The following is a 25,408-nucleotide window of genomic DNA, read 5'->3' as shown; positions in this document are numbered from 1 at the left end:
AACTCTTCTCTTTTAGTAGACAACAGTTAATGTGCTTTCAATCGTATTTGTAAACATGACTTACAAATACGACTGGATCAGAGGGTAATTTATGAAATTAATAAGAGTTCGCCACGTCGACTGCAATCGGTTTAGGAAGAGCCTTTTATTCTAGAGTTGTCTTGCGCTTCATCTTGAACTGATGGCTGTCCTCTTTGCTCTGGGATATTCGTTTTTGGAGATGCATCAAGGACGGTGCGTTCCTGAGCGACTTCCTTCTGAGTTGCTGAAAACAATCCTTGACCTTTTGGTGCAGCAAGTTTTGACGACTTCGAGTGTTGATTTTCTTTTCTCGAAAATTCCTTCTCTTTTTCAAGGGGAGGTGGCATGCTCCGCTTATTTGTCTTCACCCCAGTCATAGGTGATCCTTTATAGCTATTTCCTCGATCTTGATGCGGTTCAAAAAAAGGAAAAAATAGATTTTCCTTTTGCTGACGATTGAATTTCTCAAAGGCAAATATTCTTTCTATAATTTGTCTCTTTAATACATAAGCTTCTTCGAAATTCCTAACATCCTCAACAGTTAATTCCTGATTCGTGGATGTTGCACCTCCATATTTAACGCAAGATTCAAGAGGAATAAATGCTTCAAATGGAATATTACCAAAGCGTGCAAAATTCACAGGAAAAGCAGGTTTTCGTTCACGTTTCAAAAAGTCAATAATTTCAATGGTTGAATCAATACCCCCTTTATTCCCTGGACGAAAACTCATAAATAAATCACCTAATTTTACGCGTATTTCAGCTCCTTCGAAGATAACGAAATCTTCTTCTTTATATAAATATTGGCCTAAGTGCTGCAACTGTATTTTTTTAAGATGCTGAATTTCAAACAAGTACCCATTAAATACTTCACTGGCATAATGCCTTTCTTCCCCGTCATTTTTTTCGTGTGTAGCACAATGAAAATCTGCGAGAACGGGTAATTGTTTAGGACGATTATCTTGGTTGAAGCACATAAGATAGAGCATATGCCACGTTTCAAGACTAATACCTAAGGCTTCAGAAATCTTGATGCTATTATCTAACTCAGGATATTTTGCAATGGATGTCACCAAGCGCTCATATTCATTAAAAAAAGCACTCTCATTGACACGCATTGGACCTGGCTGTCTTTTTCGTTTCATTTGCCTTCTTGAAACGGGTCCCTTTCCATTGAGAAGATCCAAAATACGCTCAATAATTTCCTGTGCCTCTTTTTTCAATGGATGATCTGGGGCTTGTTTGAGCTGTGATGGGGCGAGTTGTTCTTTTAGGACATGACAGGCATTTTGGAAAGAAAATAATCCTACGGTTATCTGTTCTGGGTTAATCACAGACAAAGCAACATCTAAGAGCGCAATTTTTTCTTTTAAACTATGCTCGGTAGATAATTCAATCTGATTTGCAATATCTTGCAACATTTGTTCCTGTAACTTTCGCCGACTTGCAGCTGAATGGTTTGCACTATTTTTTTCAAATTGAGATAAAAAAACATGCAATTCTTCTGGACTATTGAGTGCCTCGACAGGCAGGAATGTGACATTGCGAATAAAAGTCCATTCAAAATCAGTTTTTTCCAGATTGTTTGTAGATAAATCAACTCCATCAAGACTCGCTCTTAGTAATTGGGTACCGCTTAGACTGGTATCCGTAAGATCAGCTCCTCTCAATAAAGCTCCATTCAAATCCACATCAGCTAAAAAAGCCCCCTTAAAATTCGAATCACGAAGATCTGCATCACTAAATCGCACGCCCCTCAAATTGAGATAAGAAAAATCCTTACCTCTGAATTGCAAGCTACTAAAATCAGCTCCAGCGAGCAAATTGACAAATCGACCAGGGTGATGCTGTGTTATGCGATCCATGAACTTGTCGATGTCTTGCTTCATCATTTTATTGATGTACTCGAGAGAATATTCATCCAACATCATTCCTATCAGTTTGTTGTTAAACGCATGAATTTCGTCCGATATCGTAATAATTAGCTCTAAATGCCTCCGGGTATTCTTGTCTAATTTTATTTTGTGCATCATGTGTTTTAAGTTAGCGGGTAACACATTACAATCTCGTGTAAGTGTATAACAAATCACTTCATCAGCAGTCAGTGATTCTTTTGCAAGAACTTTACGTTTTAATTCTTGATAACGTCGTGTCTTCTGATAGAAGGCTGTAAATTGATGCCCTGTAACCCCATCCATGTGACTCAATTGCTTGATAATAAAATGAGGTCTAGTTATCCTATCCAATGTTGCCTCTACAACCCCTTTTTTTGACTTCGTCATCAATCGTACATTGAGCAAATTCTGTGGAGACACTTGGCCAAGAATGTACATCATCATTTCATCAGGAAGTGCTAAAAACGGATTGGATTGATTCATATCCTCATCTTCGTCTTCCTCAATTTTCGTTGGAACAATCAAGAGTTCTTTTGCTTCTTCCTTTGCTTTTTGTTCTGCAAATCTTCTGGCTCGTTGTTCTCTTATCTTAGCCATTTGCTCTCGTTGATTCAGATCCTGTTTGTCTTTCATATGATACCTACTTAAAAATTGATGATGTTGGGCTCAGTCAAAATGCTGTAATCCGACTAAGTAATTTGAAATAAAAATTGCTGATAAATTTCCAATTTCCAAGAAATCTTCTCAAATTCGCTGTAGGTATTTATTTTTTGGTTATGCAGAGAGGTATTATGAAAGTTCAATTAAATATAAAGTGACAAACTGCGACAGTCTTAATCTTAATTCTTATTTTTTAGATTGTTCCTTTAATGGCGCTGATAACTTAAAAAATCTGTCTCAACATAACTCCAGCTTATTGATTTAAGATTACTAAGTTGTATCAGTCCTCCGCTCACTCAGATTTTTAATTACCTGATGATTTATTACTTGAATAGCTTCTAAGTTGAGCTATTGTATGGCTTAATTCTTAACATAACATTAAGTCACTGAAAGAATCCGTATCATTTTTAAACCGGTCTTTTTGGAGAACTATCCTCATTAATTTCTTTGGTGGCCTCATCCGTAGCCTGAGATAAGTCTGCTATATAGTCTGGAGTTCTGGGGCCGCTAACCTCCCTTTGCTTTTCATTTTTTTCTGCAATCATGTCTTTAACAGTGTCTATTGTATTTTTAAAGTTGGTCCATGATTTGACTTCCACCTTATTGCCAAAAATAAATTCATAAACAGAACCCCAAAAGCTTTCACGGCGTTGTTGAGACGCTTCCCCCGTTTTTTTCATAATCTCAATAACACTGTTTATATTTTCTTCCCTTTCTTCTGAATTAGGGTTAGTCAATAGAATCTTACTCGATACACTCTCCAGATCCTGCTTTAAGTTGGAGTAAGTGTTAAATTTTTCTTCCCCTTTCCCATAACGTTTTATTTGCTTATCAATATGTTGACGCAGCGCAGTTAGAATCTCTACGGCACAATCGAGCTGATTTTTCTGTGCCGGCACATTCTCTTCGTCTAGAATCGCTCGTAAATTACTATGATATTCATCATAAGCTTGTGCTCTGTCCTTAACATCATCCCATCTACCCATAAAAATCTCCCATAGAGAACCCATCCATTGAATACTTAGTGCAAGCGCAGAATGGCCCTGGTCTATAAATTACTCCCAAAGTTCCAAGAAAAAATTCTTTATGAAACCAAGTTTGATGTCTTGTCACATGATTACTAGGTTTAAATTAATGTACATGAATATTTTTCTCCTTTATAAGAGGCATCCAGGTCATAAAAGATTCTTTCTTTGACTGTTTTTTTATTTAATTTATCTTCATTAGGTATGTTTGACAAAATGTCATTCCATTCTTCCCTGAATCTGTTTTCGCAGACTTCGACGGATTTCCATGGACCAAGTCCAGTAGTTAAAAACTCAAACAATACGGTGCTCTCATCAGAATCTTGCCTTCCAGGTTGCATGCCCAAAGCGTTATAATAAGCATGGCAAAGTTCATGAGCCAAACCAATTGCGATGGGGCGTTGGTGATTTTTTTACTTTCTGGGGAAGGATTCCAGCGAATAATTGAACCATTACCCACATTGGGTGTTGCCAATCGCTACTGATATTGTTCTAGCCATATTTTTTAATCATGGTGAGCCTTTTTTAATTATAGGCTATATCTTTGTTTAATTGAAAATCAATTCTGTTCAATTATTTTGTGAATGAACTCGCAATAGAGTTACTAATAAATTCCATACAAATAAAAATATGGGCCAACTGATACAAGGATCTCCAGTTAATCTAAAGCCTGATGTTTATATGGATATAGATCTAAGGAACTATTTCTCTTATTGAGAAAAGAGTCATGGAGAGATATTAATGAAAATAGGGTGCAATCAGATATAGTTGCGTTTTGAAGATGAAGTAATAAATCACTTTCAAGGCAGTTCAATTAGCTACAAAATTGTGGGGGGTAGTGAAAATTGTAGAAGGGTGTAGCGTTATGACAGATTAATATTTGTTTAAGATGCATTAGAGGATAACTGGAACTAATAACCAGAATACGTTTGATATGATGATTTTAAATGAGATTTCAGATGTTTGGGCAACCACCACGTAAGTCCTTGATTTACATGGTGGCCAGAGGCGGAATCGAACCACCGACACGAGGATTTTCAATCCTCTGCTCTACCGACTGAGCTATCTGGCCCCGAGGGTTGCTATTAGACTCCTAGAAGCGTTTTGAGTCAAGTGTTGAATGCAATTTTTTTTAAAAAAAACATTATTTTTTGCTTTGATGGGATTTGCCTTTTAAGTGCTAATGGATTCATTCGTTTAAATCATATGCTTTTTATACACTAATGGTTAATATTTGTCATAATTTCAGTTCTTAATCAATGCTTTATGTGTTTTACTTGTTCAAGTTGGATGATATGTTTTTATTTGTATTGTGTTTGTTCAGTTTTTTATCGTTTTTTTGAAAATTTTTTATTTTTTTTGATTTTTTTAAGTTTTAACTGAGTAGTCTAATTAGATTTCTTAAATCTCTTCTCGCCACATCCCGCGGGAACCATGAGCTCGTTAAGAACAAAATGGAGTGCAACTTTAGGGAATTTCTGGATCCCGCGGACAAACCGCGGGATATAGGAGTCTGAAAATTTAACAAATAATGAAGAATAAAACTGGTGATACCTCAGGGTATACGAGCTCATTTTATTTGATTTTTAATATTTATTTGTTTTTAAATTTATTCAGGAGTGTAACCTGCTGGTTTTTCGGAGCCTTCCCCAAAAAAATATTTTTGCATCTCTTCTTTTAAAAATTCACGTGCTTTCGCTTCCATTAAATTCAGACGGTATTCATTGATGATCATGGTTTGATGGGACAACCACATATTCCAAGCTTGTTTTGATACTTCATTATAAATTCGTTCTCCTAACGCGCCTGGGAAGGGTGCTTTTAATAAGCCTTCGGCTTCTTGTTTTAACTTACAACAATGTACTATTCTGCTCATGTTTTGCCTCTTATTTCCAACCTATAAACGTTATATAGTTTACGTGTTATTCGGCAATTGTGTAGTTAAATATTTATTTTAGTCTGAACGATGTTTTGCCTGTGCCAATAAAATATGCTGGGATAAAATTTGCTCCTGTTCATTGGTTAAACCGTTAAAAGATACTGCTGTTCGGTAATTATGTTCGTTTTGGTATTGACTATAGACTACAGTCCCTTCAACGATAATGGGTATCATTTTGGGTTTAGTATAGATCACCAATTTTAACAGGGTTCTCTCTTTAACGAGATCGGGTGTTTTAAATGCCATTCCACCTAGACTAATGTTAACCTTACGTAGCTGAATAGTATTTGTCATCAACATTTGTCGTGATAAATAATCTATTTTAGCATTGAGCAGGTTAAGGTAATGGGCTATGGTTGGCTCTTTAAGGGCAATGACTTGGGTCAATTCAGCCAACTCATAATCAATTTCTTGAAAATAATGTGCTGCCTCAAGATATCGTTGTCCATTTTTTCCTAAAAGTTGGTCCACAACTGCGCGATCAGGACACAGTTCCCCCGGTTCCATAATTCGGTAGTTAAAATAAATATGATCTTCTACCCGAAAATGTTGACGTCTCTCATGTATAGGCATAGTAGCTCCATTAACTGCATTTTAGTAAAAAAGTCTCCTTGACTTATCAATTACATGATATCTTTAATTGTTCTTCTTGTAACATATCCAATGATGAGTTCGGTGATGGTTTTGCTATCCACTCATCTTCTCTTCTCTCTTGCTTTGCTTCAGTAAAATCTATTGATTCAGCCTGATTCAATCCATTTTTATGCAAACTTGTTGTTAAAACTTGCATCCAAGGCATTAAAAATGCCTCTAATTGGGGTAGTACTTTTTTCGCAGAGCTTGAGAGCATTCGACTTTCATGTTGTGCTTGAGTGTAATTTGTCGCGGCTCCCACTCTGAGAATGCATTCGTCCAGAAAGTCGGTGAATTGTAAATTTGTTATTTTATTTTGTCTTACTGCTTCTAATACTACAGCATTAAATTCAGATACTCTATCCAGCCTCAATGCAGCAATAAATGCTTCATTGAGATTCATTGGGGTTTTTAAAGGAGGCATCATCTTTTGTAATTGTTGTTGCGCGTCAAAAAAGAATTTTTTAATGACATGCATACCAAAGCCTTTATCATAGGCCGCATCAATGAGTTCTTTGAGTTGTTTCTCTGTCTCAACAATGCATTTCAATTTTTCATCAGTGGAAATCGAAGAATTCATTTTTTCACGATAAGTTGTAATCGCGTTCATAACATAAGTTCTATTTCCGGCATTATAGGCTTCTTTGATTATCGCCAAATCAGCTGGATCTAAATAGTTTGTAGAAAGATCCAGGACTAGTTGATGCTCAGGATGAAGTAAGTCTTCTCTTAAGGCTGCCAAATGAGTTTTAGTTAGGGTTATTGTTTTAGCAGAGGTACTCGTAATCGATTCACCCCCACCACGGCGTTTAATAAAATCCAGCATGGCCGAAGAAACTTTGTCACTAAAAGTCAGTTGGATTAAGTTATCCCCGAACTCTTCTATTTTCTTAATTTTATTCTGCTGTCTATAAGTCCATGGATATTTAAAAGGGCGGCTATCGTCACTAAATAATATGGGGTTATGCAGTAGTTTTTCAAAAATTAAGGCTTGTCTTATATCAAGAAAACTTATATTCCCTGTTGTTTGTGGCAGCACCTCGTCGATAGACTTAAGACGCTCCGTTATTCGAGTTCGTAGTAGCTCTGCATCTTTTTCAAGAATGATCAAGTCGCTTAAATATGTAGTTAATTGGCTTTGTTTTTCAATACTTAGTTGCTTTTTAAATTGTCGTTTAATTCGGACTTGTTGCTTGTGATGCTGCCATGCGATATGAGTTATGTATTGAATCATTTTATCGCCTATTGCGCGTAATTGCATGATGCTATGAAATTTGGAACACATGGACGAGTCTTCAATGATGGTGCGATTGCGTCCCAAACCATGGCGAGTATGTCTTTTAAGAAATTCCCCAGGTATCAGACATAATCGTGAATCAAGAATAAATTTGTGGGTATCCATAAGGGACTGGTCAAAAATAAAAAGTGATTTCGCATTTCTTAATGCCTTGTTTTGACAGTTGCCGCCTATTGTATCGGTATCGCTACATAGATAAAGCAAACCAAGGACATCGCCAAAATCATTAATAAAACAATCAGCTTGAATCCCTTCACCTAAGGCTTTAATGGTTGAGTAATGAGTATAGGTTTTCCCTGCTAACCATGAGTAAAATGTTTTCCCTAAAGAAAATTCACTAAGCAAACGAATCTCTTCAAAAGGAATAAATAATGCAGGATGTCCATTATGGCAAATTGTAGTCGCGTCGGTTGTATCTAATTTCAGTAGTCGAGAAATATTGAGTGCCATTGCTTCATGTTGTATTTCTTTAATATCGCCACGTTTGGGTAATTTTATAATGGCTTGCGTACTGAGCTTATATTGCTCTCGTCCAGTATGATAGTTCTCAATGCTGAGATCATCCAAATTACTACATAGACGCCCCAATTGTTTTTTTACTCTTTCCAGACTGATTAAGGAGATTTTTTCTGTGACGCCCCCTACGTTTTCTTGTAAGGTGCAATAGCAAAGGTCTGGTCCATTGTCTTGGGGAATATTAATTCGCTTTAATTCGTTTATTTTATTAAGATCCAAGAGGATATTTAATTTTTTTTCTGCCTTTTCTCGTTCTGAATTATCATTAGCGAGCCGTGCTATCTCTTCTTCATAGCGCTGAATTAATGCTGAAATTTGTATTGAGTTGGATGCCTCAAAGGGTTTAGCTTCTGGAAAGGTTTGGGTCAGGGTATAAAGCTTTGCTCTGCTATTAACTATCAAATCATCCAACTCAACATCAATATCTTGAGGTATATTGGTTGGGCGGTCGTAGTAATTATCTTTCGGTAATTGAATAATTTCATGTGCATTTAAAGTATAACGTAAGCCTTCTTCTGCTTTTTTGAGATCAACGCTTTTTAATACAGGAGGGGATCCTCCTTTTTCAAAAGCAGCAGAATATTTAATGACACTACAAAAATCTCGCCATTGGTCCTGGTCTGCTTCAAGAGTTTGCAGGTTAAACAATCCATTATTATGAAGATCGATATGATCTAATAACTTATCCAGATCGGCATAAAGAGCCAGATCGGTGTCTTGCAGTTCTACTGCAACAGGATCTTCACTTTTTTCTTTTAAAAAACGTTTAATAATCCTGTTTTTTTGCTCCAACTCCATTGGTTATATCCTTATAAAACCAATTTGACCTATTTATAATATAGACAACTTTTTTATTTTTGGTCAAAAAGTACATTAGGGATTTTACGTATAATAATCAATACCAATACAGATGAAAACCACATAAAAATACAATCACTTAGCGTGCTTGATTTTTCTTATTAAGTTTAAAGGCTAAAAAATAAGTTCTGGAAGTGAGCGCTCTTCCTTGAGCTCTTCATTAGAAGCCAATACCTGGGGCTTCTGATTCAGTGGGTTTGGAATGTGATGGGGGCTGAAAAATCTCGTCAACCCGTGATATTATCTCTCCCCTGAAAAGAGTGGGGCCGACTTTACGAATAGACCTTCTTCTAACTCCCGGGTTATCTATGTCCTTATAGCCGTTTGCAAGCGCCGCAAAAAATCTATAGTTTTCTGCAAGAGTAACTGATGTTTTTCTTTGATGTCCTGGTTTCTCTTCAGTTTGAGAGGTGGTTTTTTGTGGCTCAGTGGAAGGAGGGGCATCAGCAGAGCTTTTCAAAGGAGAGGATCCTTCTTCTGATGTCTTAGTATTTTTTTCTTCAGTAACGTTCTTTACAACCATCGTATCAGATGGTAAGAACTCCTCAGATGACTCATCTTCCTTTTGTTTTTTTCGGGAGGAGGAAATAGTACCTGAATCCTTGGAAACTCCTGATGCTTGAGCAGCAAGCTCCTCTTCCGCACGGTTTGCCTCCTTGTTATTTAATGCTCTTATCTCATCAAAATGTACCTTAAAGTACTCTTTAAAGTTATCTGCTTCAGTGATGCCCAAACTATCAAGTTCTTCTGCAGGCAAGAATTCAAATTGATGAAAATGAGTTTGAAAGTTTTGATCATTATAATCAAGTGAAATCTTTATCTGGTCTGCGGTGGTTACTCTTGGAACTCTGAAAAAGCCCCATGAGAGAGTTTGGACCATTTGTCTCCACCAGCTCGCAGAGTTCCAATCATTTGTAAGAAGGGCTGCTTCAATTTCCTGAGAAATTCCAGAAAAATAGTTCTTCGAATATTTTTGATAACATTTAGTTGCTAACTTTTCCGCAATATAGTTTAGACGTGGTTCACTAGGAGTGCGTTCTGAAATGGCAGAAAAAATTACATTTGCTCGCGCCAAATAGTTTATACCTTTGAACTTATTGGAATTTAGGAGTTTTTTCACCTCTTTTAATTCACCATCAATGTCTAATGTTTCTGAAGATAATTGCAGTTCAATTTGTTGATAGAAAAAGTCAGTTTTATGGTTAAGAAAGGGGAGTAATCTATTGAACTGTTCTATTGTAAGCCGTTTCCCCTCATCAAAACGTGTTAGTTCATCAATAAGTATGGAAAAGTTGGTAATGGCACGATTGGGTTTGTGAAAATGTGCAAGTACATTACGGTGTTCTTTGCCAGACTTTGTGGGTAGTTCACCAAGTTGGGTCACGATCAGAAATTCTTTGAGCATTTTCCCCAGTTGATATGACATTAATTGCTTTATGTCGATGTGCGTTGTACGTGCTTTAGGCCTGTAATCCTCACATTTGTCATCGAGACAAGCAAGATACTGAGGTGGTGCATAACGCGGAGTACTACGTAGGTCGCTGGCAAGTGGTTGGGCGGAACGGACAAACGTTTTGCGATCACTGACCAGTAATTTGTTCTGGTGCACCAAAAAATTACTTAATTTAATATCGGGATGGTAAGCATTTGCTTTTTCGAGTTCAAGTAAAAAATTGTTAATTTGTTTAAAATAAAATTGTGCTGTTGCCGCGATTTTTTGTTGTGACTCACCCTTCAGTGTTTTTGCGACATTCACTAAACTTCCTTGCTCGGCAAATTGGCTTATTACTACAGGCTTGTATTCAATTTCTTTACTGTGTTCGCTTTCGAATTGCATCATAAATAGAGCAGCATCATTGACGAAATATTTTGCTACTGGAAAAGAATGAAGGTCTTGTTCAAAACTCAAATCATTTCGGTCTTCTACGCGAAAAACCAGGTACTTTTCCCAACGTTTCATTTTGAATTTATAATTATGATTATTGACTTGCTTTTCGCCGAGCGGTTCAGTCATATATTCGGAACTACTTAGATCAATTTCACCTTTAATGGCACTAATTTTCTCTTTAGCCAAGTGTAAAATTTGCTTATGTTCATCCAGTTCCTTTTTCAGAATGGCATTCTTCTCAGCCAATAGATTAAGACGATAACTTATGGCCAAAAATTCGTTTTTCACTTGTTCAAAAGGTTCGGTGCTTTTTAATAATGCGTCTCGCTTTTGCATTAACTGATAGATGTCTTCGCCTTCACTTGCTCTAAACTTAGACGCTGCGATTTGCTTCGCTACAGCGTTTGCAAATTGGAACCCTTTTAAAAGGAACGAACCATCAGGATTTATTCCATAGGCCTCCAGATGGGCTTGCCAACTATCCTTATCCCTTGCTGAAAGCCACTTAAACTCCCCCTCAGATATAGGGGTTGAATTGATGGCATAATTGATCTTTTGTAAGTAGTATAAACGCTGGACTACATCTTCGTCCGATATTTTATTAAATTCCTGTATCAGTCTTCTTAGCTTTCGGTGTTTCGCACTAATTGGTTCTATTTTTAATCCCATGGGTACTCCGACGTCAAAAATCAGAAAAATGGAGTTAATATTTATTTTCACTAGGGGATTTCATTTTTTCTGGCTAAGAAAAAAATTAGTGAGATTTTAAATATCAATCGCATCAGTAATTTTAAAAATTGGGTAAAATTACAACATAGTCCTATATATCTTTCAAGAAATACAATTGAACAGAAGAGGGATAATTGCAACATGCTGATTTTTCGAAATTTATATCTAAACCCATAAGGGCATTTTAGTTTATGAAGACCATTTTAGATGATTTAATTACTAAGAAAACTACTATCTTAAATAGTCTGTTTTATGATTTAATATTGATTATTTCCAGTATAAGAAAGGGTTATCATGACTTTTGTAGTAACAGAAAGTTGTATTAAGTGCAAGTACACTGATTGTGTTGAAGTATGTCCTGTGGATTGTTTTTATGAGGGACCGAACTTTTTAGTGATTCATCCCGATGAATGCATCGATTGTGCCTTGTGTGAACCTGAATGCCCGGTCAATGCGATTGTTTCTGAAGATGATTTAACTTCCGACCAACAGCAATTTAAAGAATTAAATGCTGAACTTGCTAAAACATGGCCTAATATTACTGCTAAAAAAGATGGACCGCCCGATGCCAAAGATTGGGAAGAGGTTAAGGATAAACTTCAATATTTACAAAAAGAGTGGTAGAAATCACGCCGCTTGCTGAATCGTGTCAGCGGTTTCTTAGTGAGAATGGTCGACTTTCCACTGCCATTCCTGGATTTGTGGCGCGAAAGCCACAGTCCGATTTGGCTGTAGCAATTGCTACGGCAATTGAAGAGAAATCAATTCTAATTGCTGAGGCGGGGACAGGAACCGGTAAGACCTTTGCCTACTTGCTCCCTTGTTTGTTAAGTGGAAAAAAAGCGCTGATTTCTACAGCAACCAAAACATTACAAGATCAACTCTATCAAAAAGATTTACCCACTTTAGTAAGAGCTTTGGGTCTTTCTGCGCGGATCCAAAATCTCAAAGGACGCTCGAATTATATATGTCAATACCGCGTTGAGTTACATTCCGAGGAAGGGCAATTTCAAAGCCCACAATGTGCCCATGAAGTTGCGCATGTACGCAGCAAATTATCGCAAATGAAAAACGGTGATCGATCGGAGTTACCTGAGTTAAGTGAAGATTCTCCGGTTTGGCCTTATGTGACGTCAACAGTAGATAATTGCTTGGGTGTTGAATGCCCCAATCATGATACATGTTTTTTACTCAAGGCTCGTAAACGTGCATTGGATGCTGATGTAGTTGTGATTAATCATCATCTTTTTTTTGCTGATTCACGCTTGAAGGAAGAGGGCTTTGGGGAGTTATTGCCTGGAGTGGATGTAATTATTTTTGATGAGGCGCATCAGCTTGCTGAAATAGCCACTCATTTTAATGGCGAGCGAATTGGCACACGCCAATTTCGTGATTTATTGGATGATCTTATTAAAGAATGGCCTGTTGTAGATCTCGCAAATCAACCTTTAAAAGCATTAAGCCATAAAGCAGATAAGTTAATGGATGAGTTATTGAGTAATTTGCCCGGAATGGATGACCGAATCAGCTGGGAAGAAATAAAATATAACAAATCCTTTATGAGTGTTTGGAATGAGTGGTTGGCATTAAAAGACGAAGTGATGGAATGCTTCAGTGACCTCTCACTTGCAGAAATTCCTGGTCTTGCGCGTTGTAAAGAGCGATTGATGGAGTTAACGCGGGTCTTATTATTTTTTACTCAAGAAAGTAATAATAGAATACGTTGGCTCGAGCGTTTTAAACATACTTTAGTTTTTCATGTTACTCCCTATGATGTGGCTGAACCATTTAGCGATTTACTCAAACGCCAAGAGTGTACTTATGTATTTACTTCAGCAACTTTAACTATAGCTGACTCTTTTGATTGCTTTTGTAAACCTTTAGGCTTGGTTGACGCTAAGACTCTATTATTACCGAGTCCTTTTGATTTTCGACAACAGGCGGTGCTGTATTTGCCCAGGGGATTACCTGATCCTAAGGATTTAACTTATTATGAATTATTAGTTTCTCGGGCGATTCCTCTAATTGAAGCTTTGGGTGGTCGCTGCTTTTTTCTATTTACCAGTCATAAAGCGTTAAAACAAGTTGCTCAAATGATGGGCAATATCTTAAACTACCCCTTATTGATTCAAGGTACCGAGGCAAAACCCATTTTACTGGAGCGTTTTAGGCAACTTGGCAATGCTGTTTTATTAGGTACAGCAACTTTTTGGGAAGGAGTGGATGTTAAAGGAGAAGCTCTTTCGTGTGTTATTATTGATAAATTACCTTTTTCTAGTCCAGCGGATCCGGTGGTTCGCGGGAGAATGGCTTATTTAAAGGAAAAAGGTTTGTCGGGTTTTGATGAGTTATCTTTACCTGGAGCAGTAATTGCTTTAAAGCAAGGGGTAGGACGTTTAATTCGCGACAATACTGATAAAGGTGTTTTAATGATTGCGGATCCTCGTCTAACCAGTAGAGATTATGGTGGTCGTATCTTGGCCAGCTTGCCTCAATTACCGAAAACTCGTGATGAACAAAAAGTGCTTAACTTTATTAGAGAATTAGAGCTGGATTATGAAACTGCTAGCGATTGATACATCTACAGAAACAGCCAGTGTTGCTTTGTTTACTGGAGAAGAGTTACTTTGTGAGGAACAAAGTAATCAAAAAACACATGCGCAATTTATTTTACCGATGATCGATAGGTTGATGGGGAATGCAGGTTTACACATGAACCAGCTAGACGCCATAGTATTTGGTCGAGGCCCTGGTAGTTTTACCGGTTTACGCATCGCATGCAGTATTGCAAAAGGTCTGGCTTATGCGAATGACTTGCAATTGATTCCAGTGAGTAGTCTGGCTGCGATTGTTTGGTCAGTTCGTCAACAAAAGCAAACGAACAATGTAGCCGTATTGGCGGTTCTAGATGCCCGTATGCACGAGATGTACTGGGCTTATTTTGACGAGAATCAATGGAACGCTGAGGAGCATGTTAATTCAGTGCAAGAACTTCGCGTCCCCGAGAAGCACGCTGTAATTCTTGCAGGAGTTGGAATTGATGCATATTGGAATGATTTTACCCCAGAAATTAAATCACTAATAAGTGATAAAATAACGATTAATCCTTCTGCGGCAGCCATGATTCAGTTTGTTAAATGTTCTGGACTGAAACCTCTTTCAGCTGCTCAAGCGCAGCCTGTATATGTACGAAATAAAGTGACTTAAGCTCATAGGAGAATTTTGTGGATAAAAAATTATTGGAAATATTAGTGTGTCCTTTATGTAAGGGAAAATTATTGCTTAAGAAGCAAGAACTTATTTGTAAATTCGATCGCTTGGCCTTTCCTATTCACGACGATATTCCTGTGATGTTGGAGCATGAAGCTCGAGTTATTCCATTAGAAGAAAAGGATGAGTTGTAACAGAAGATTATCGCTTAATTTTATAGCATTGTAGCCCGGGTGCAGCATGGAGAACCCGGGCTATGCATATTTTATGATTTTGTAATATATCTTTTACGCCAGTACAGTAAAAATGCAGGAATCATCATGATCACGATGCCCACAGAAAAAACCAAGCGAAAATGTGAGGCACTACCAAAGTTCATAAATTCTACGGGCGGGATGAAGCCTACGATTAGAGTCATAGTACATCCAGATAAGCCCAAAATACAGGTTAAATAGTAACCGAATTTTTTCCCTGGTATCGCAAAAGGTCTTTCAATGTGGGCATATTTGCTTTTTAATTTCCATGCTGCAATAAACATCAGAACATACATCATGATGTAGAGTTCGGTACTTAAAGCAGTAAATAACCAATAGATGGCATTCACACTAGGAAATAGCAGGAAGCCACTACATAGGAGCGTTACTAGAATAGCCTGTGTAATTAATATTCGCGACGCCATGCCTCGTTTATTTAATTGACACATAAACTTTGGAAGGAAATTATGATTGGCTGCCATGAGTAGCCCTTTAGCAGGTGAAATTATCCAATTGATCATACTTCCTAAACTTCCTAATAGAAGTAAGGCTATAAGGATTGGTAAAAGCCATTCTAGATTATAAGCATGGAAAAAGTTAGTAAAGGCTTGGAGTACTCCATCAATAAGGCTAATTTTTTCTTTGGGTAGTACGAAGGCTATAGCTAAAGAACCAAAAATCATTGTGGTTAAGATAAGCAGCACAGAACAAAACATTGCTCGCGGAAAATTAGTTTGTGGCTTATGTACGTTACGAACATGCACTGCAGCGAGTTCCATACCCAAAAACGAAGTCATTATAGCAGTGAGTGATACCCAAGATTGGCTGTCTTTCCAGTGCGGTATTAAATGGGACAAACTCATATCAATTGCTATTGGATTCCCTTTAAGGACCCAAATCAGTGCTAGAACAATAATAAAGCCCATAGGCAATATCATTCCCAATATGGCGCAAAGACCTGCAAAGTGAGCCGAGGCCCTTAAGCCAGATAGGGCGATTAGAGTTAATGACCAAAAGATAACTAGGATTACTGTGATTAAATAGTATTTATTTTGGGCTAATTCAGGATTTATTAAATAGGCCAACACCCCTGCAATAAAGGATAAAATAGTGGGATACCAGACTAATGTATTGATCCATTGTAGCCAAATGGTAAAAAAGGCTAAATTTTCGCCGTAGGCATGTTTTACCCAACTATAAATTCCACCTTCTTCATCAGACCAGGTTGAGGATAACTCAGCTGCTACTAGCGCAACAGGAATTAAAAAAACAATTGCGGAAAAGATAAAGAAAAAAATTAATGAAGAACCGAATAGGGCGGTTCCCGGCAGATTTCTAATGCTGTCGATTGCACCCGTTATGAGTAAGACCAAAGCAAATACAGATATTTTTTCAGAAGACCAATTGTTCATTAATTAAAACGACTTATTAAAAATGGAAGGCATTATATAGGAAGTTGGTGAAGGACGTTACTGTTTATTTTATCATAAAGAGTTAACCTTTGTTACTTTTATGTAAAGTAACAAACTATGGAACTCTTTTATATCTTCGGATTACACTTTGTTCTTTTTTTTTTATTGTCACTGACAGGTTTTTGACAGTTGAAATTTAAGTGATATAAATAGCTAAAAACCTGTCAATAATATTTAAATTCAAAGCGTTATAGAGTTTTCTAAACTGGACACCGTCTCATGGGAATCATCTTTTTTAAGGTGTTTCGTACTATTAAAAAAGGATTTCCCTTTCTCTTTGGATTCAGATAAAAACTCGCGTTTAATTGTTTTTAAAAAATTATCGAACTCAAGAAAAATTTCTATTTTTAATTGATAATCGGATTCTTTGTGATCGCTGTTCTCTTTATAAAACTCTACGGCTTGGCCGCTGAGCTTCGTTATTTTTTGTTGTAAATCAGCTGTTGATTTGAAATGGTCGCGTAATTTCATAGCTTGTTCGGTAAATTCGATAAATTGCGCTTTATATGCTTCTATTTTCATGTTTAATCCTTTTTAGATTATGAAGAAGGTATCCTAACCTCATGAATAAAAAGCAAAAAACATGCCGTTTTCATCTCGATTTAAATAAAGCATTTGGATTAAATAGCATAGGTTATAGATTCTTTAAGATCACTAAAACCAAAATTAGGTATTGTTACTTTCTTTATTAAAACCACCTTTACATACTGGAGAGTTCAATACACTGTTACCTCTGCTTTTCCATTCATCGGGAGTAAATAAATGCATGCTTAAGGCGTGTAACCCAAGCTCAAATTCTTCTTTGAGCAATTGATTTAAAAGTCTATGTCGTGCAACTCGCGATAAATCGGTAAATTGTGAAGAAACAACAGTAAGTTTGAAATGAGTTTGGGCCCCCTCAGGAACATGATGATTCCCTGATTCATCTTCGACATTTAAATAAATTGGAACCAACTCTTGCTTTACTAATTGTTCAATACGATTTTTACGTGACATATTCAACTCTTTTTTAAATTAAACTTACAATAAAAAAGCCGCCATAAAGCGGCTTTTTAAATATGATACGATTAAACTCTGCAGTTTGCAGGGACGTATCGATCATTGGCGGCATTATTTACCCTGCAAGTCCATTCAATCGGACTTGTTGGTGGTGTTCCAGGAACAAGGGCTGCTCCATTCGCTGTTGGGGTTAAGGTAAGGACCACGTTTTGCGCCTGAGCTGTATAGGTGACTGTGATTACACCGGTAGCGGGAGTAACAATAATACTTTGCACATTAGCAGTCGGGTTTGCAAAATTCCAACCCAAGTCTAAGTTAGCCCCAGTCGATGCATTTTCAGAAACAGTAGTTTTTGCTGAAGAGGCAATACTTAACCCTTCGGTAACTCGTGCTCTGACGACGTAATCCTGGTACGCAGGTATAGCAATTGCTGCAAGAATACCTACGATTGCCACCACTATCATTAATTCAATTAAAGTAAAGCCTTTTTCTTTCATTATCTGCTCCTAATGATTGGTACAACGATAAATATGCAAATAAAATGCCATTTATCAATAGCTTACAACCCAAATAGGCCAAATACAACCTGCCATGGCTAGAAAAGGAAGTCCTCTTTACTTGCCTCTATACTAATTGTAGCAGATGTGTAGTGGGTTGCTTGATATATATAACTAAGACTATTTTTAATAATTTGTTTCTCTGTGGTCTGGTGATGCGTAGTTCAACTCTCGGGTTTTAAATTAAAAGTAAATTCCCCACTCCCAGTAATGGGAGAGGGCTAGGGGGGCTAATGTCCCTCATGCGCCCTGAACGGGCACCTTCTCCCCTTGGGAGAGAAGGGAGTTTGTTGAACTTAAAAATAGGGATTTTGAGTGCGATTATTTCAGAATCTTGGGGACTAATTGATTCTTTAATCGGACGTAATCAGGTAGTCCATTTATGTACTCCGGGTATGCCTCTCCTTGTATCAGCGGTGACAAATATCTTCTACATGCATCGGTAATACTCATTCCATCGGCCCCTATATATTCAGCAGGCATCGCTTTTTCCTGATTGGCAACATTAGCCAAGGGAACATGGCCGATGGACCATTGGTAGGGTTCATCTTGCTCACGGATAATAATGGGCATAATGGCGTTATGCCCTTTGATGGCATACTCTACTGCAGCTTTGCCAAGAGCATAAGCTTGTTCAAGATCCATTTTTGAAGCGATATGACGAGCAGCACGTTGTAAGTAATCTGCAACTGCCCAGTGGTATTTATAATTCAGTTCGGTTTTGATGAGCTGAGCAATGACCGGTGCCACACCACCTAACTGAGCGTGACCAAACGCATCACGTAGCCCTGCATCGCTTAAGAATTTACCTTCTGTATTACGAATGCCTTCTGAAACGACCACCACACAATAGCCATAGGTCTTGACACATTCATCAACCTTATTCAGAAATTTTGCCTGGTGGAAAGGAACTTCAGGCAATAAAATAATGTGGGGAGGCTCATCAGGTTGTTGACTTGCCAATCCGCTTGCTGCTGCAATCCAGCCTGCATGACGGCCCATTACTTCAAGAATAAAAACCTTGGTTGATGAGGCTGCCATTGAAGCAACATCAAAACCCGCCTCCCTGGTGGAGACAGCTACATATTTAGCTACCGAGCCGAATCCTGGACAAGTATCTGTGTAGGGAAGATCATTATCAACAGTTTTGGGTATTCCAATGCAGGTGAGTGGGTATCCCATTTTGGTTCCTAACTGCGATATCTTATGAGCGGTATCTTGTGAGTCACCACCACCATTATAGAAAAAATAACCTATATTATGCGCTTTAAACACCTCAATCAGACGCTCATATTCTGCACCTTCATCTTTGAGTTTGTAGCGACATGAACCGAAGGCTCCAGAAGGAGTTTGCAATAATTTGGCAATGTCTGCGTCACTTTCAAGCGAGGTATCAATAAGTTCTTCATGTAACGCACCAATAATTCCATTTTTAGCTGCATACACTTTGCCAATCTGTTGCGGATATAACCGAGCGGTTTGTAACACACCACATGCAGATGCATTTATTACGGCGGTTACACCACCTGATTGAGCATATATCGCATTTTTTATAGTCATTCTTTCTCCTGGTTAAAGGTCATTCTCATCTCCATCACCCTCGTGTGGCGTTACAAAATAGGGACTGAGACATTTTAAATTCTTATTTTTTGATTTTCGTATTCACTGATTACTGCATCAATGCTTTGAATTAATTCTGCAAAAGGAGTCGCTAATTCTTCGATTGAAGCAGCATGTGTAGCTAATTTTTCCACATGCACTACTTTTTTCTGTAATGTTGGCACGCCGGAAAAGCAACAGGCTCCATGAAGCTTATGTGCCGCCTCTCCTAATTTTTTAATATTTTTGTCATGCATTAATTGAATGAATTCTTCACGGTTCTTATGTAACTCTTCGACAAAGCGGGCAAGAAACTCTTCAGCCAGCGCATGATTTCCTGATACTTTTTGTACGCACAATTGCCAATCGATCGCAGCATGTTTTGCTTTATCGGCAATACGGATGATTTGAGTGAGTAATTGTTTTTCATCTATAGGCTTTTGCAAGCAAAAATCGACGCCTGATTTTTTTAAATCAATACTATTCACATCACTTCCATTTGCACTAATTAAAACGATGGGTGTATGTCGATTAAGTTGTGATTTTTGGCGAATGAGTCGAGATGCTTCCAGCCCATTTATTTTAGGCATTTGTAGATCAAGTAAAATAAGGTCGTACTTTTTGTCATTACAAGCGGATACAGCCATCTCGCCGTCGTCAACTCCAGTCATGTTTGCATGAGTGCCTAATAAAGAGTTAAGAAGCATCTTGTTCACTGGATTGTCTTCGGCAATAAGCAAATTAAGCCGCATAAAACGCAGTTGTTCTCTTAGGCTATCCAATTCATGGTTTACTGGTTTTTCAACATTTTCCATGCTGGTAAGTGATTCAATCACGTCTTGAAGTTTTTGAATACTAATGGGCTTATATAAAAATCCCTGAGCACCAAGAGCGGTATAATCATTAATGAGCCATTTGGAAATCAATACATAGGGGAAATAATTATGTGTTGAAATGAGTTTGCAAATTTGTTGTTCATAGCCCTTGTTGATGTTGAGAAAAGCAATTTTACAGTCTTTGTTATTTTCCAAAGCTTTCGCAAGGCGGTTAAATGAGTTTACCGCGACACATTGTATTCCCCAATAACCTAGGCCATTGCATAGGGCTTCTAAGTGCAGTGAATTATCGTCAAAGCACAACATTTTAAAATGAGCGAAAGGGTGTATTTGATTTCTTTCTATTTCATAGGCAGCCAATTTTTCAACTTTGACCTGAGCAGTAAAGCTTGACCCTTTATTGAGTTCACTTGTAAAAGAAATACGGCCTTGCATTTCCTCACAAAGTTTTTTGCAAATGACCAAACCAAGACCGGATCCACCATAACGACGAGTAATGCTTGTATCTGCCTGGTTAAAGGCTGTAAAGAGTTTACTTTGATCTTCAGGAGAAATGCCCAGACCAGTATCGGTAATTGTGATACTTAAGGTGTAGTCTTTATCCGTTTCCTGTTCTACTTTTGTACGAACTAACACATAACCATGATCTGTAAACTTAACCGCATTTGTCACCAAATTGGTGATAAATTGCTTAATTCGGAAGGGATCACCTAAAATAATTTTGGGAACATTGACATCGGTTATGGGGATTAAATCAATTCCTTTTTTATGGGCATTTGGTGCGGCAAGCGTAAGCACTTCATCTATACAATGACGAATATTTAACGGAATGCAATCTAGGTGAAGTTTTCCAGCATCGATTTTGGAAAAATCGAGAATGTCGTTGATAATTCCTAATAAATCTTGAGCAGAGGCTTTGATCGTTTTTACATAATCCAATTGTAATGGATCCAGTTTGCTTTCCAATAAAACATTGGTGAAACCAATCACTCCATTCATAGGGGTACGGATTTCATGGCTCATATTGGCAATAAATTCAGATTTTTGTCGACTTTTTTCTTCTATTTTTTTCTTCTCAAGTGAGAGCTCGATATTTTTTTCTTCCAGGAGTTCGAGACTTTGTTGTAGATCTTCAGTGGCTACTTCAATATGTTGATTCAAATCCCGGATTGTTTCGAGGTATTTTTTTTGCAAATGAGAGCAGCCTTGCTCAATAATCCCTAATTCCCCTGGGCTTGTTGTTTTTATTTCTGTTTCAAATTCATTTCGCAAAATTTGCTTCATGCTTCGACGTAAACGGGAAATAGGTAAATAAATACGTTTGGAAAGAAAGTAATGAATTGTTAATCCCATAAGTAAACCAAACAAAGTAATGAAGATGGTGACTATGAGCATTTGATAGCGCTTTATTATCATCGAACGCGTATCAATATCGATAGATAACCACCCTAAAATATCATCCGCACGGGTTGCCATGGGGCTTAGAAGCTTCTTGAAGGGTGAATTTGAATAAAGATTGAATTTTGGAATGGTGACCGGTGCGATGAAATTAATCGTAAAAGGATTTATTTGCTTACTTTCAATGTAATCGCCCGTAAATTTAGGCGGATCAAACGGTTTATTCAAAGAATGTTTTCCACCCCGATAAGCAAGCAATTGCCCATCACTACTGTAGAAGGCTAGAGCGATTACTTCGGGATTGATAGTGGATGCATTAATTAGGCCCTGCAAAGTACGATCATCACGCCGGAGCATCGCGTATTGTGCTGCAGGTAGTAATTGACGGATGTATGCTTCTCCTAAGCGGGACATGTGTTGTTTTAAGTCATTACCAAACAGTCCATTATAAAAAATAGCGAGAAGTAGGGCGACTAGAAAGGCTGGAATCAGGGTGGTAATTCTCAGTTGATACTTAATACCAATGCTTTTCAAGATAACTCACCAAATAGTTCGGATAATACTTTTATTTTAGCCTGAGTAGAGCACAGTGTAACCTGAAATGATTTGTACAATATCTCAAGTGACTTGCTTCACCCAGGCTGCAAAGTCAGTTATTATAGCCCGATTATTTTATTCCTTACAATGTGGAACAGATTATGACAGTTAGAACCCGATTTGCACCAAGCCCCACTGGATTTTTACATGTAGGTGGAGTGAGAACTGCTTTATTTTCATGGCTTTATGCAAAGCGTCATCAAGGTGAATTTATTTTGCGCATAGAGGACACCGACCAGGAGCGTTCTACCCAAGAATCAGTTCGAGCTATTCTGGATGGAATGGCTTGGCTGGGTATGGATTATTCTGAAGGTCCTTTTTATCAAACCGCACGTTATGAGCGATATAATCAAGTTGCGCAACAATTTTTGGATGAAGGAAAGGCTTATCGTTGTGAATGCAGCAAAGAACGTTTAGAAGCGTTGCGGACCGAACAATTAGCTGCTAAGGAAAAACCCCGTTATGATGGTCATTGCCGCGATAAAAACTTGCCTTTATCGGATAAGCCTTTTGTAATACGTTTTAAAAACCCCGAACAAGGAACCGTATCGTTTCACGATGAGGTATATGGAGAAATCCATGTAGCAAATAGCGAGTTGGATGATTTGATTTTGGTGCGTTCTGATGGTCACCCAACCTATAACTTTGCTGTGGTTATTGATGATGCGGATATGAACATTACTCATGTAATTCGCGGGGATGATCACATTAATAACACACCACGACAAATTAATCTGTTTCACGCATTGAATGCATCTATTCCCGTCTTTGCTCATTTACCCATGATTTTAGGGGAAGATGGTAAACGTTTGTCTAAAAGACACGGTGCCGTCAGCGTATTGCAATTTAAAGAGTTAGGTGTTTTACCTCATGCGTTATTAAATTATTTAGTGCGTTTGGGCTGGTCTTATGGAGATCAGGAAATTTTTAGTATTAATGAAATGATAGAGCGCTTTGATTTAAAAAATGTAAGTCGAGGTGTTTCAAGTTTTAACTATGAGAAGTTGTATTGGTTAAATCAACATTATCAAAAAAATGATCCTGTTGAGGAGGTTGCTGAGTCGTTACGTTGGCATTTTGAACAGGCGGGTATTGATTTATCCAATGGACCTAAGTTAACTGATTTGGTTTCCATTCAAGCTGAACGGTGTAAAACTTTGACTGAAATGTGTCAAATGAGTTTATATTTTTTTACTGATTCGATTGAGTATGATGAAGCTGCGGTTAAAAAACATTTACGTCCAGTGATTCTGGAGCCCTTGACGGCCCTTTATGAACATTTACAAAAGGTAAGCTCTTGGGAAAAAGATCATTTGCAAGAATGTATTAATGATGTGAGCGCACAATTTGATATCAATATGGGAAAGATCGCACAACCTTTGCGGGTAGCCGTAACAGGGTCGAGTATGTCTCCATCAATTGATATGACATTAACTTTATTAGGCAAAGATAGGGTATTAACCCGCCTTAAAAATGCTTTAGAACAGTTAAAAATTAGAGCTCAAGCAAATAGCTAATATTTATCTCATGAACTGCAGGTTGATTTAGAGTAACAACCTGCAGATGTGAGCTCATGTCCTATCTATGGGATAAAAAATTTTATGTAACAAGGATGGTATCTTATGAAATTAAAATCAAAATTCCTGGGGTTAGCGTTAATTACTTCTTTGATTTCCCCAATATGCGCTGCGGCTTCAGAGACTTCTTCTAATATTACAAATCAATTGCAGAAAGTAATTGATGATTATTATACGAAGTATAGTAAAAAGGAAAAATTCACTGCTATTGCGGCTTCAGTCTTGATTCCTCAGAATCAAACCAATTACAAAAAAGAAATTAAAACTGTAGTGCATGGTACCATGGGATATCCTCCTTTATCCCAAGCTATTACTCCAAGCAATTTATTTGATATTGGTAGTATTACTAAATCTTTTACCGCATTAATTATACTGCAACTGCAAACCGAAGATAAATTGTCCTTAAACGATCCATTGGGTAAATGGTTGCCGCAATATCCCAATTGGAAAAATGTTACTTTAAGACAGTTATTAAATATGACCAGCAGGATTCCAAATTATTCTGCGGATGATGCCTTTTCTGAGAAAATGGAGGCTCATTTAGATGCTGTTTGGACGGATGAAGAGTTACTAAAGTTTGCTCATCCTGAAAAACCACTCGAAAAGAAAAAGGGTAATCTTTATGAGTACTCGAATTCTAATTATATTTTGGCTGCCTTAGTTATAGAAAAAGTTACCAATGATACGTTTGCCAATCAATTAAAATTGCGAATCATTAATTCTCAAAATGGGTTACATGATATGTTTTATCTTGCAGGTCCTGAGGGTCAATCTCTAGGAAAATCGATTGAGGATCGTAGGGTTCATGGATACTTTTATGATGAACAAAACAACAAATTAATAGATACCTTAAGCAATGACTTATCCTGGGCAGGGGCTGCTGGTGCTATTGTTGGTACTACAGAAGATGTCGTACGTTGGGTCCAACAACTTTATCATGGCACATTAATTAAGCCAATTTTTAGAGAACGAATTTTAGCTGAGTTAGAGTCCGTTGTATCGATGAAAACTGGAAAAACTATTCCTACAGTGACGGAAGAAGATCCTTACGGATTTGGATTGGGAGTAGGAGCGCTTTACGATAAGGAACTGAAGCAACGCTTTTGGGTGTATAAAGGTAGTACATTAGGGTTTCGTGTCATGTATTTTTGGCAACCTTGTAATAATGTGACTACCGTGGTGGCTTTAAATGGTAAGGGAGGCGAAGGAAATACTCAGTCTAAACTGGGTGATGAAATTATTAAAGCAAACCAAAATTTATATAAAGTAATTTTGAAAAATTATCCTGAATTACAGTGTCTGTCTTGAATCCTGTTCTTTGCCTCTCTTCTTCTTCCTGAAGAGGGGGGCTTATGCTTACAAAAACGTCTTAAATTCTATTATGAATTGGATCCTAGCGGATTTGTAGTATCTATACATTTCCTGTGGTATTATTTGCGCTCAAAGAT

Annotated in this window: 19 protein-coding genes and 1 tRNA gene; 6 read left to right on the top strand and 14 right to left on the bottom strand. The window is 37.6% G+C overall.

The features are described 5' to 3' along the window. Window positions 1-131: 131 nt before the first annotated feature. From ACWTEW_RS26560 to legK7, 8 genes are all read right to left on the bottom strand, one after another. Window positions 132-2,549 (bottom strand): pentapeptide repeat-containing protein, encoded by a 2,418-nt coding sequence (locus ACWTEW_RS26560; protein WP_454781087.1) that lies wholly within the window; start codon window positions 2,547-2,549, stop codon window positions 132-134. Window positions 2,550-2,983: 434 nt separating this feature from the next. Continuing rightward, complete coding sequence (locus ACWTEW_RS26555) at window positions 2,984-3,562, bottom strand: hypothetical protein (RefSeq protein ID WP_454781086.1); 579 nt, start codon at window positions 3,560-3,562, stop codon at window positions 2,984-2,986. A gap of 140 nt (window positions 3,563-3,702) precedes the next feature. Next, window positions 3,703-3,984, bottom strand: a complete 282-nt coding sequence (locus ACWTEW_RS26550) for a hypothetical protein (protein ID WP_454781085.1) — start codon at window positions 3,982-3,984, stop codon at window positions 3,703-3,705. A 613-nt stretch (window positions 3,985-4,597) separates the two neighbouring features. Continuing rightward, window positions 4,598-4,673: transfer RNA gene (locus ACWTEW_RS26545), tRNA-Phe, on the bottom strand. A gap of 537 nt (window positions 4,674-5,210) precedes the next feature. Then, a complete protein-coding gene (locus ACWTEW_RS26540; RefSeq protein ID WP_454781084.1) occupies window positions 5,211-5,477 on the bottom strand; it encodes an oxidative damage protection protein in 267 nt (88 codons plus the stop codon). A 78-nt stretch (window positions 5,478-5,555) separates the two neighbouring features. Then, a complete protein-coding gene (locus ACWTEW_RS26535; protein ID WP_454781083.1) occupies window positions 5,556-6,113 on the bottom strand; it encodes a PilZ domain-containing protein in 558 nt (185 codons plus the stop codon). Between the two features lie 46 nt (window positions 6,114-6,159). Beyond that, window positions 6,160-8,784 carry a hypothetical protein gene (locus ACWTEW_RS26530; RefSeq protein ID WP_454781082.1) on the bottom strand — a complete coding sequence of 875 codons (2,625 nt, stop codon included), beginning with the start codon at window positions 8,782-8,784 and terminating at the stop codon, window positions 6,160-6,162. Between the two features lie 220 nt (window positions 8,785-9,004). Beyond that, complete coding sequence (gene legK7, locus ACWTEW_RS26525) at window positions 9,005-11,452, bottom strand: LegK7 family Dot/Icm T4SS effector kinase (RefSeq protein WP_454781081.1); 2,448 nt, start codon at window positions 11,450-11,452, stop codon at window positions 9,005-9,007. Between the two features lie 303 nt (window positions 11,453-11,755). On the opposite strand from legK7, the gene fdxA reads away from it, so the two are divergent. The 4 genes from fdxA to ACWTEW_RS26505 are packed head-to-tail and all read left to right on the top strand — an operon-like array spanning window position 11,756 to window position 14,865. Beyond that, on the top strand, window positions 11,756-12,085 hold the full coding sequence (gene fdxA / locus ACWTEW_RS26520) for a ferredoxin FdxA (RefSeq protein ID WP_454781080.1): 330 nt from the start codon (window positions 11,756-11,758) through the stop codon (window positions 12,083-12,085). Further along, entirely contained in the window at window positions 12,079-14,037 is a 1,959-nt protein-coding gene (gene yoaA / locus ACWTEW_RS26515; protein ID WP_454781079.1) for a DNA repair helicase YoaA, read from the top strand. The genes fdxA and yoaA overlap by 7 nt, the downstream gene beginning before the upstream one ends. Next, a complete protein-coding gene (tsaB, locus tag ACWTEW_RS26510; RefSeq protein ID WP_454781078.1) occupies window positions 14,018-14,668 on the top strand; it encodes a tRNA (adenosine(37)-N6)-threonylcarbamoyltransferase complex dimerization subunit type 1 TsaB in 651 nt (216 codons plus the stop codon). Before yoaA ends, tsaB begins: the two co-directional genes overlap by 20 nt. 17 nt (window positions 14,669-14,685) lie before the next feature. Continuing rightward, window positions 14,686-14,865, top strand: a complete 180-nt coding sequence (locus tag ACWTEW_RS26505) for a Trm112 family protein (RefSeq protein ID WP_182390963.1) — start codon at window positions 14,686-14,688, stop codon at window positions 14,863-14,865. Between the two features lie 71 nt (window positions 14,866-14,936). Here ACWTEW_RS26505 and ACWTEW_RS26500 read toward each other — a convergent pair whose 3' ends face one another. The 6 genes from ACWTEW_RS26500 to letS all read right to left on the bottom strand — a co-directional run bounded on the left by ACWTEW_RS26500 (window position 14,937) and on the right by letS (window position 22,323). Further along, window positions 14,937-16,337 carry an APC family permease gene (locus ACWTEW_RS26500; RefSeq protein WP_454781077.1) on the bottom strand — a complete coding sequence of 467 codons (1,401 nt, stop codon included), beginning with the start codon at window positions 16,335-16,337 and terminating at the stop codon, window positions 14,937-14,939. Between the two features lie 240 nt (window positions 16,338-16,577). After that, complete coding sequence (locus ACWTEW_RS26495; RefSeq protein WP_454781076.1) at window positions 16,578-16,919, bottom strand: hypothetical protein; 342 nt, start codon at window positions 16,917-16,919, stop codon at window positions 16,578-16,580. 144 nt (window positions 16,920-17,063) lie between these two features. Continuing rightward, window positions 17,064-17,393: a BolA family protein gene (locus ACWTEW_RS26490; protein ID WP_454781075.1), complete on the bottom strand. Its 330-nt coding sequence runs from the start codon at window positions 17,391-17,393 to the stop codon at window positions 17,064-17,066. 71 nt (window positions 17,394-17,464) lie between these two features. Further along, window positions 17,465-17,893 (bottom strand): pilin, encoded by a 429-nt coding sequence (locus tag ACWTEW_RS26485; protein ID WP_454781074.1) that lies wholly within the window; start codon window positions 17,891-17,893, stop codon window positions 17,465-17,467. 381 nt (window positions 17,894-18,274) lie between these two features. Next, complete coding sequence (locus ACWTEW_RS26480; RefSeq protein ID WP_454781073.1) at window positions 18,275-19,513, bottom strand: 6-phosphofructokinase; 1,239 nt, start codon at window positions 19,511-19,513, stop codon at window positions 18,275-18,277. Between the two features lie 74 nt (window positions 19,514-19,587). Then, a complete protein-coding gene (gene letS, locus ACWTEW_RS26475) occupies window positions 19,588-22,323 on the bottom strand; it encodes a two-component system sensor histidine kinase LetS (RefSeq protein WP_454781280.1) in 2,736 nt (911 codons plus the stop codon). A 161-nt stretch (window positions 22,324-22,484) separates the two neighbouring features. Between letS and gltX the strand changes: the two genes are divergently transcribed. Then, window positions 22,485-23,900, top strand: a complete 1,416-nt coding sequence (gene gltX, locus ACWTEW_RS26470; RefSeq protein WP_454781072.1) for a glutamate--tRNA ligase — start codon at window positions 22,485-22,487, stop codon at window positions 23,898-23,900. Window positions 23,901-24,005: 105 nt separating this feature from the next. Continuing rightward, complete coding sequence (locus ACWTEW_RS26465) at window positions 24,006-25,268, top strand: serine hydrolase domain-containing protein (protein WP_454781071.1); 1,263 nt, start codon at window positions 24,006-24,008, stop codon at window positions 25,266-25,268. The last annotated feature ends 140 nt before the right edge of the window (window positions 25,269-25,408 follow it).

The sequence above is a fragment of the Legionella stuttgartensis genome, from assembly GCF_977063405.2.
The sequence above is the reverse complement of the archived record's forward strand: the minus strand, read 5'-3'. Positions and strand labels throughout refer to the sequence as shown.

Excerpts from the sequence above, each read along its gene's own strand:
- ACWTEW_RS26560 (WP_454781087.1), bottom strand. The coding sequence starts at position 2,549 with ATGAAAGACAAACAGGATCTGAATCAACGAGAGCAAATGGCTAAGATA.
- ACWTEW_RS26555 (WP_454781086.1), bottom strand. The coding sequence starts at position 3,562 with ATGGGTAGATGGGATGATGTTAAGGACAGAGCACAAGCTTATGATGAA.
- ACWTEW_RS26540 (WP_454781084.1), bottom strand. The coding sequence starts at position 5,477 with ATGAGCAGAATAGTACATTGTTGTAAGTTAAAACAAGAAGCCGAAGGC.
- ACWTEW_RS26535 (WP_454781083.1), bottom strand. The coding sequence starts at position 6,113 with ATGCCTATACATGAGAGACGTCAACATTTTCGGGTAGAAGATCATATT.
- ACWTEW_RS26530 (WP_454781082.1), bottom strand. The coding sequence starts at position 8,784 with ATGGAGTTGGAGCAAAAAAACAGGATTATTAAACGTTTTTTAAAAGAA.
- fdxA (WP_454781080.1), top strand. The coding sequence starts at position 11,756 with ATGACTTTTGTAGTAACAGAAAGTTGTATTAAGTGCAAGTACACTGAT.
- tsaB (WP_454781078.1), top strand. The coding sequence starts at position 14,018 with ATGAAACTGCTAGCGATTGATACATCTACAGAAACAGCCAGTGTTGCT.
- ACWTEW_RS26500 (WP_454781077.1), bottom strand. The coding sequence starts at position 16,337 with ATGAACAATTGGTCTTCTGAAAAAATATCTGTATTTGCTTTGGTCTTA.
- ACWTEW_RS26495 (WP_454781076.1), bottom strand. The coding sequence starts at position 16,919 with ATGAAAATAGAAGCATATAAAGCGCAATTTATCGAATTTACCGAACAA.
- ACWTEW_RS26490 (WP_454781075.1), bottom strand. The coding sequence starts at position 17,393 with ATGTCACGTAAAAATCGTATTGAACAATTAGTAAAGCAAGAGTTGGTT.
- ACWTEW_RS26485 (WP_454781074.1), bottom strand. The coding sequence starts at position 17,893 with ATGAAAGAAAAAGGCTTTACTTTAATTGAATTAATGATAGTGGTGGCA.
- ACWTEW_RS26480 (WP_454781073.1), bottom strand. The coding sequence starts at position 19,513 with ATGACTATAAAAAATGCGATATATGCTCAATCAGGTGGTGTAACCGCC.
- gltX (WP_454781072.1), top strand. The coding sequence starts at position 22,485 with ATGACAGTTAGAACCCGATTTGCACCAAGCCCCACTGGATTTTTACAT.
- ACWTEW_RS26465 (WP_454781071.1), top strand. The coding sequence starts at position 24,006 with ATGAAATTAAAATCAAAATTCCTGGGGTTAGCGTTAATTACTTCTTTG.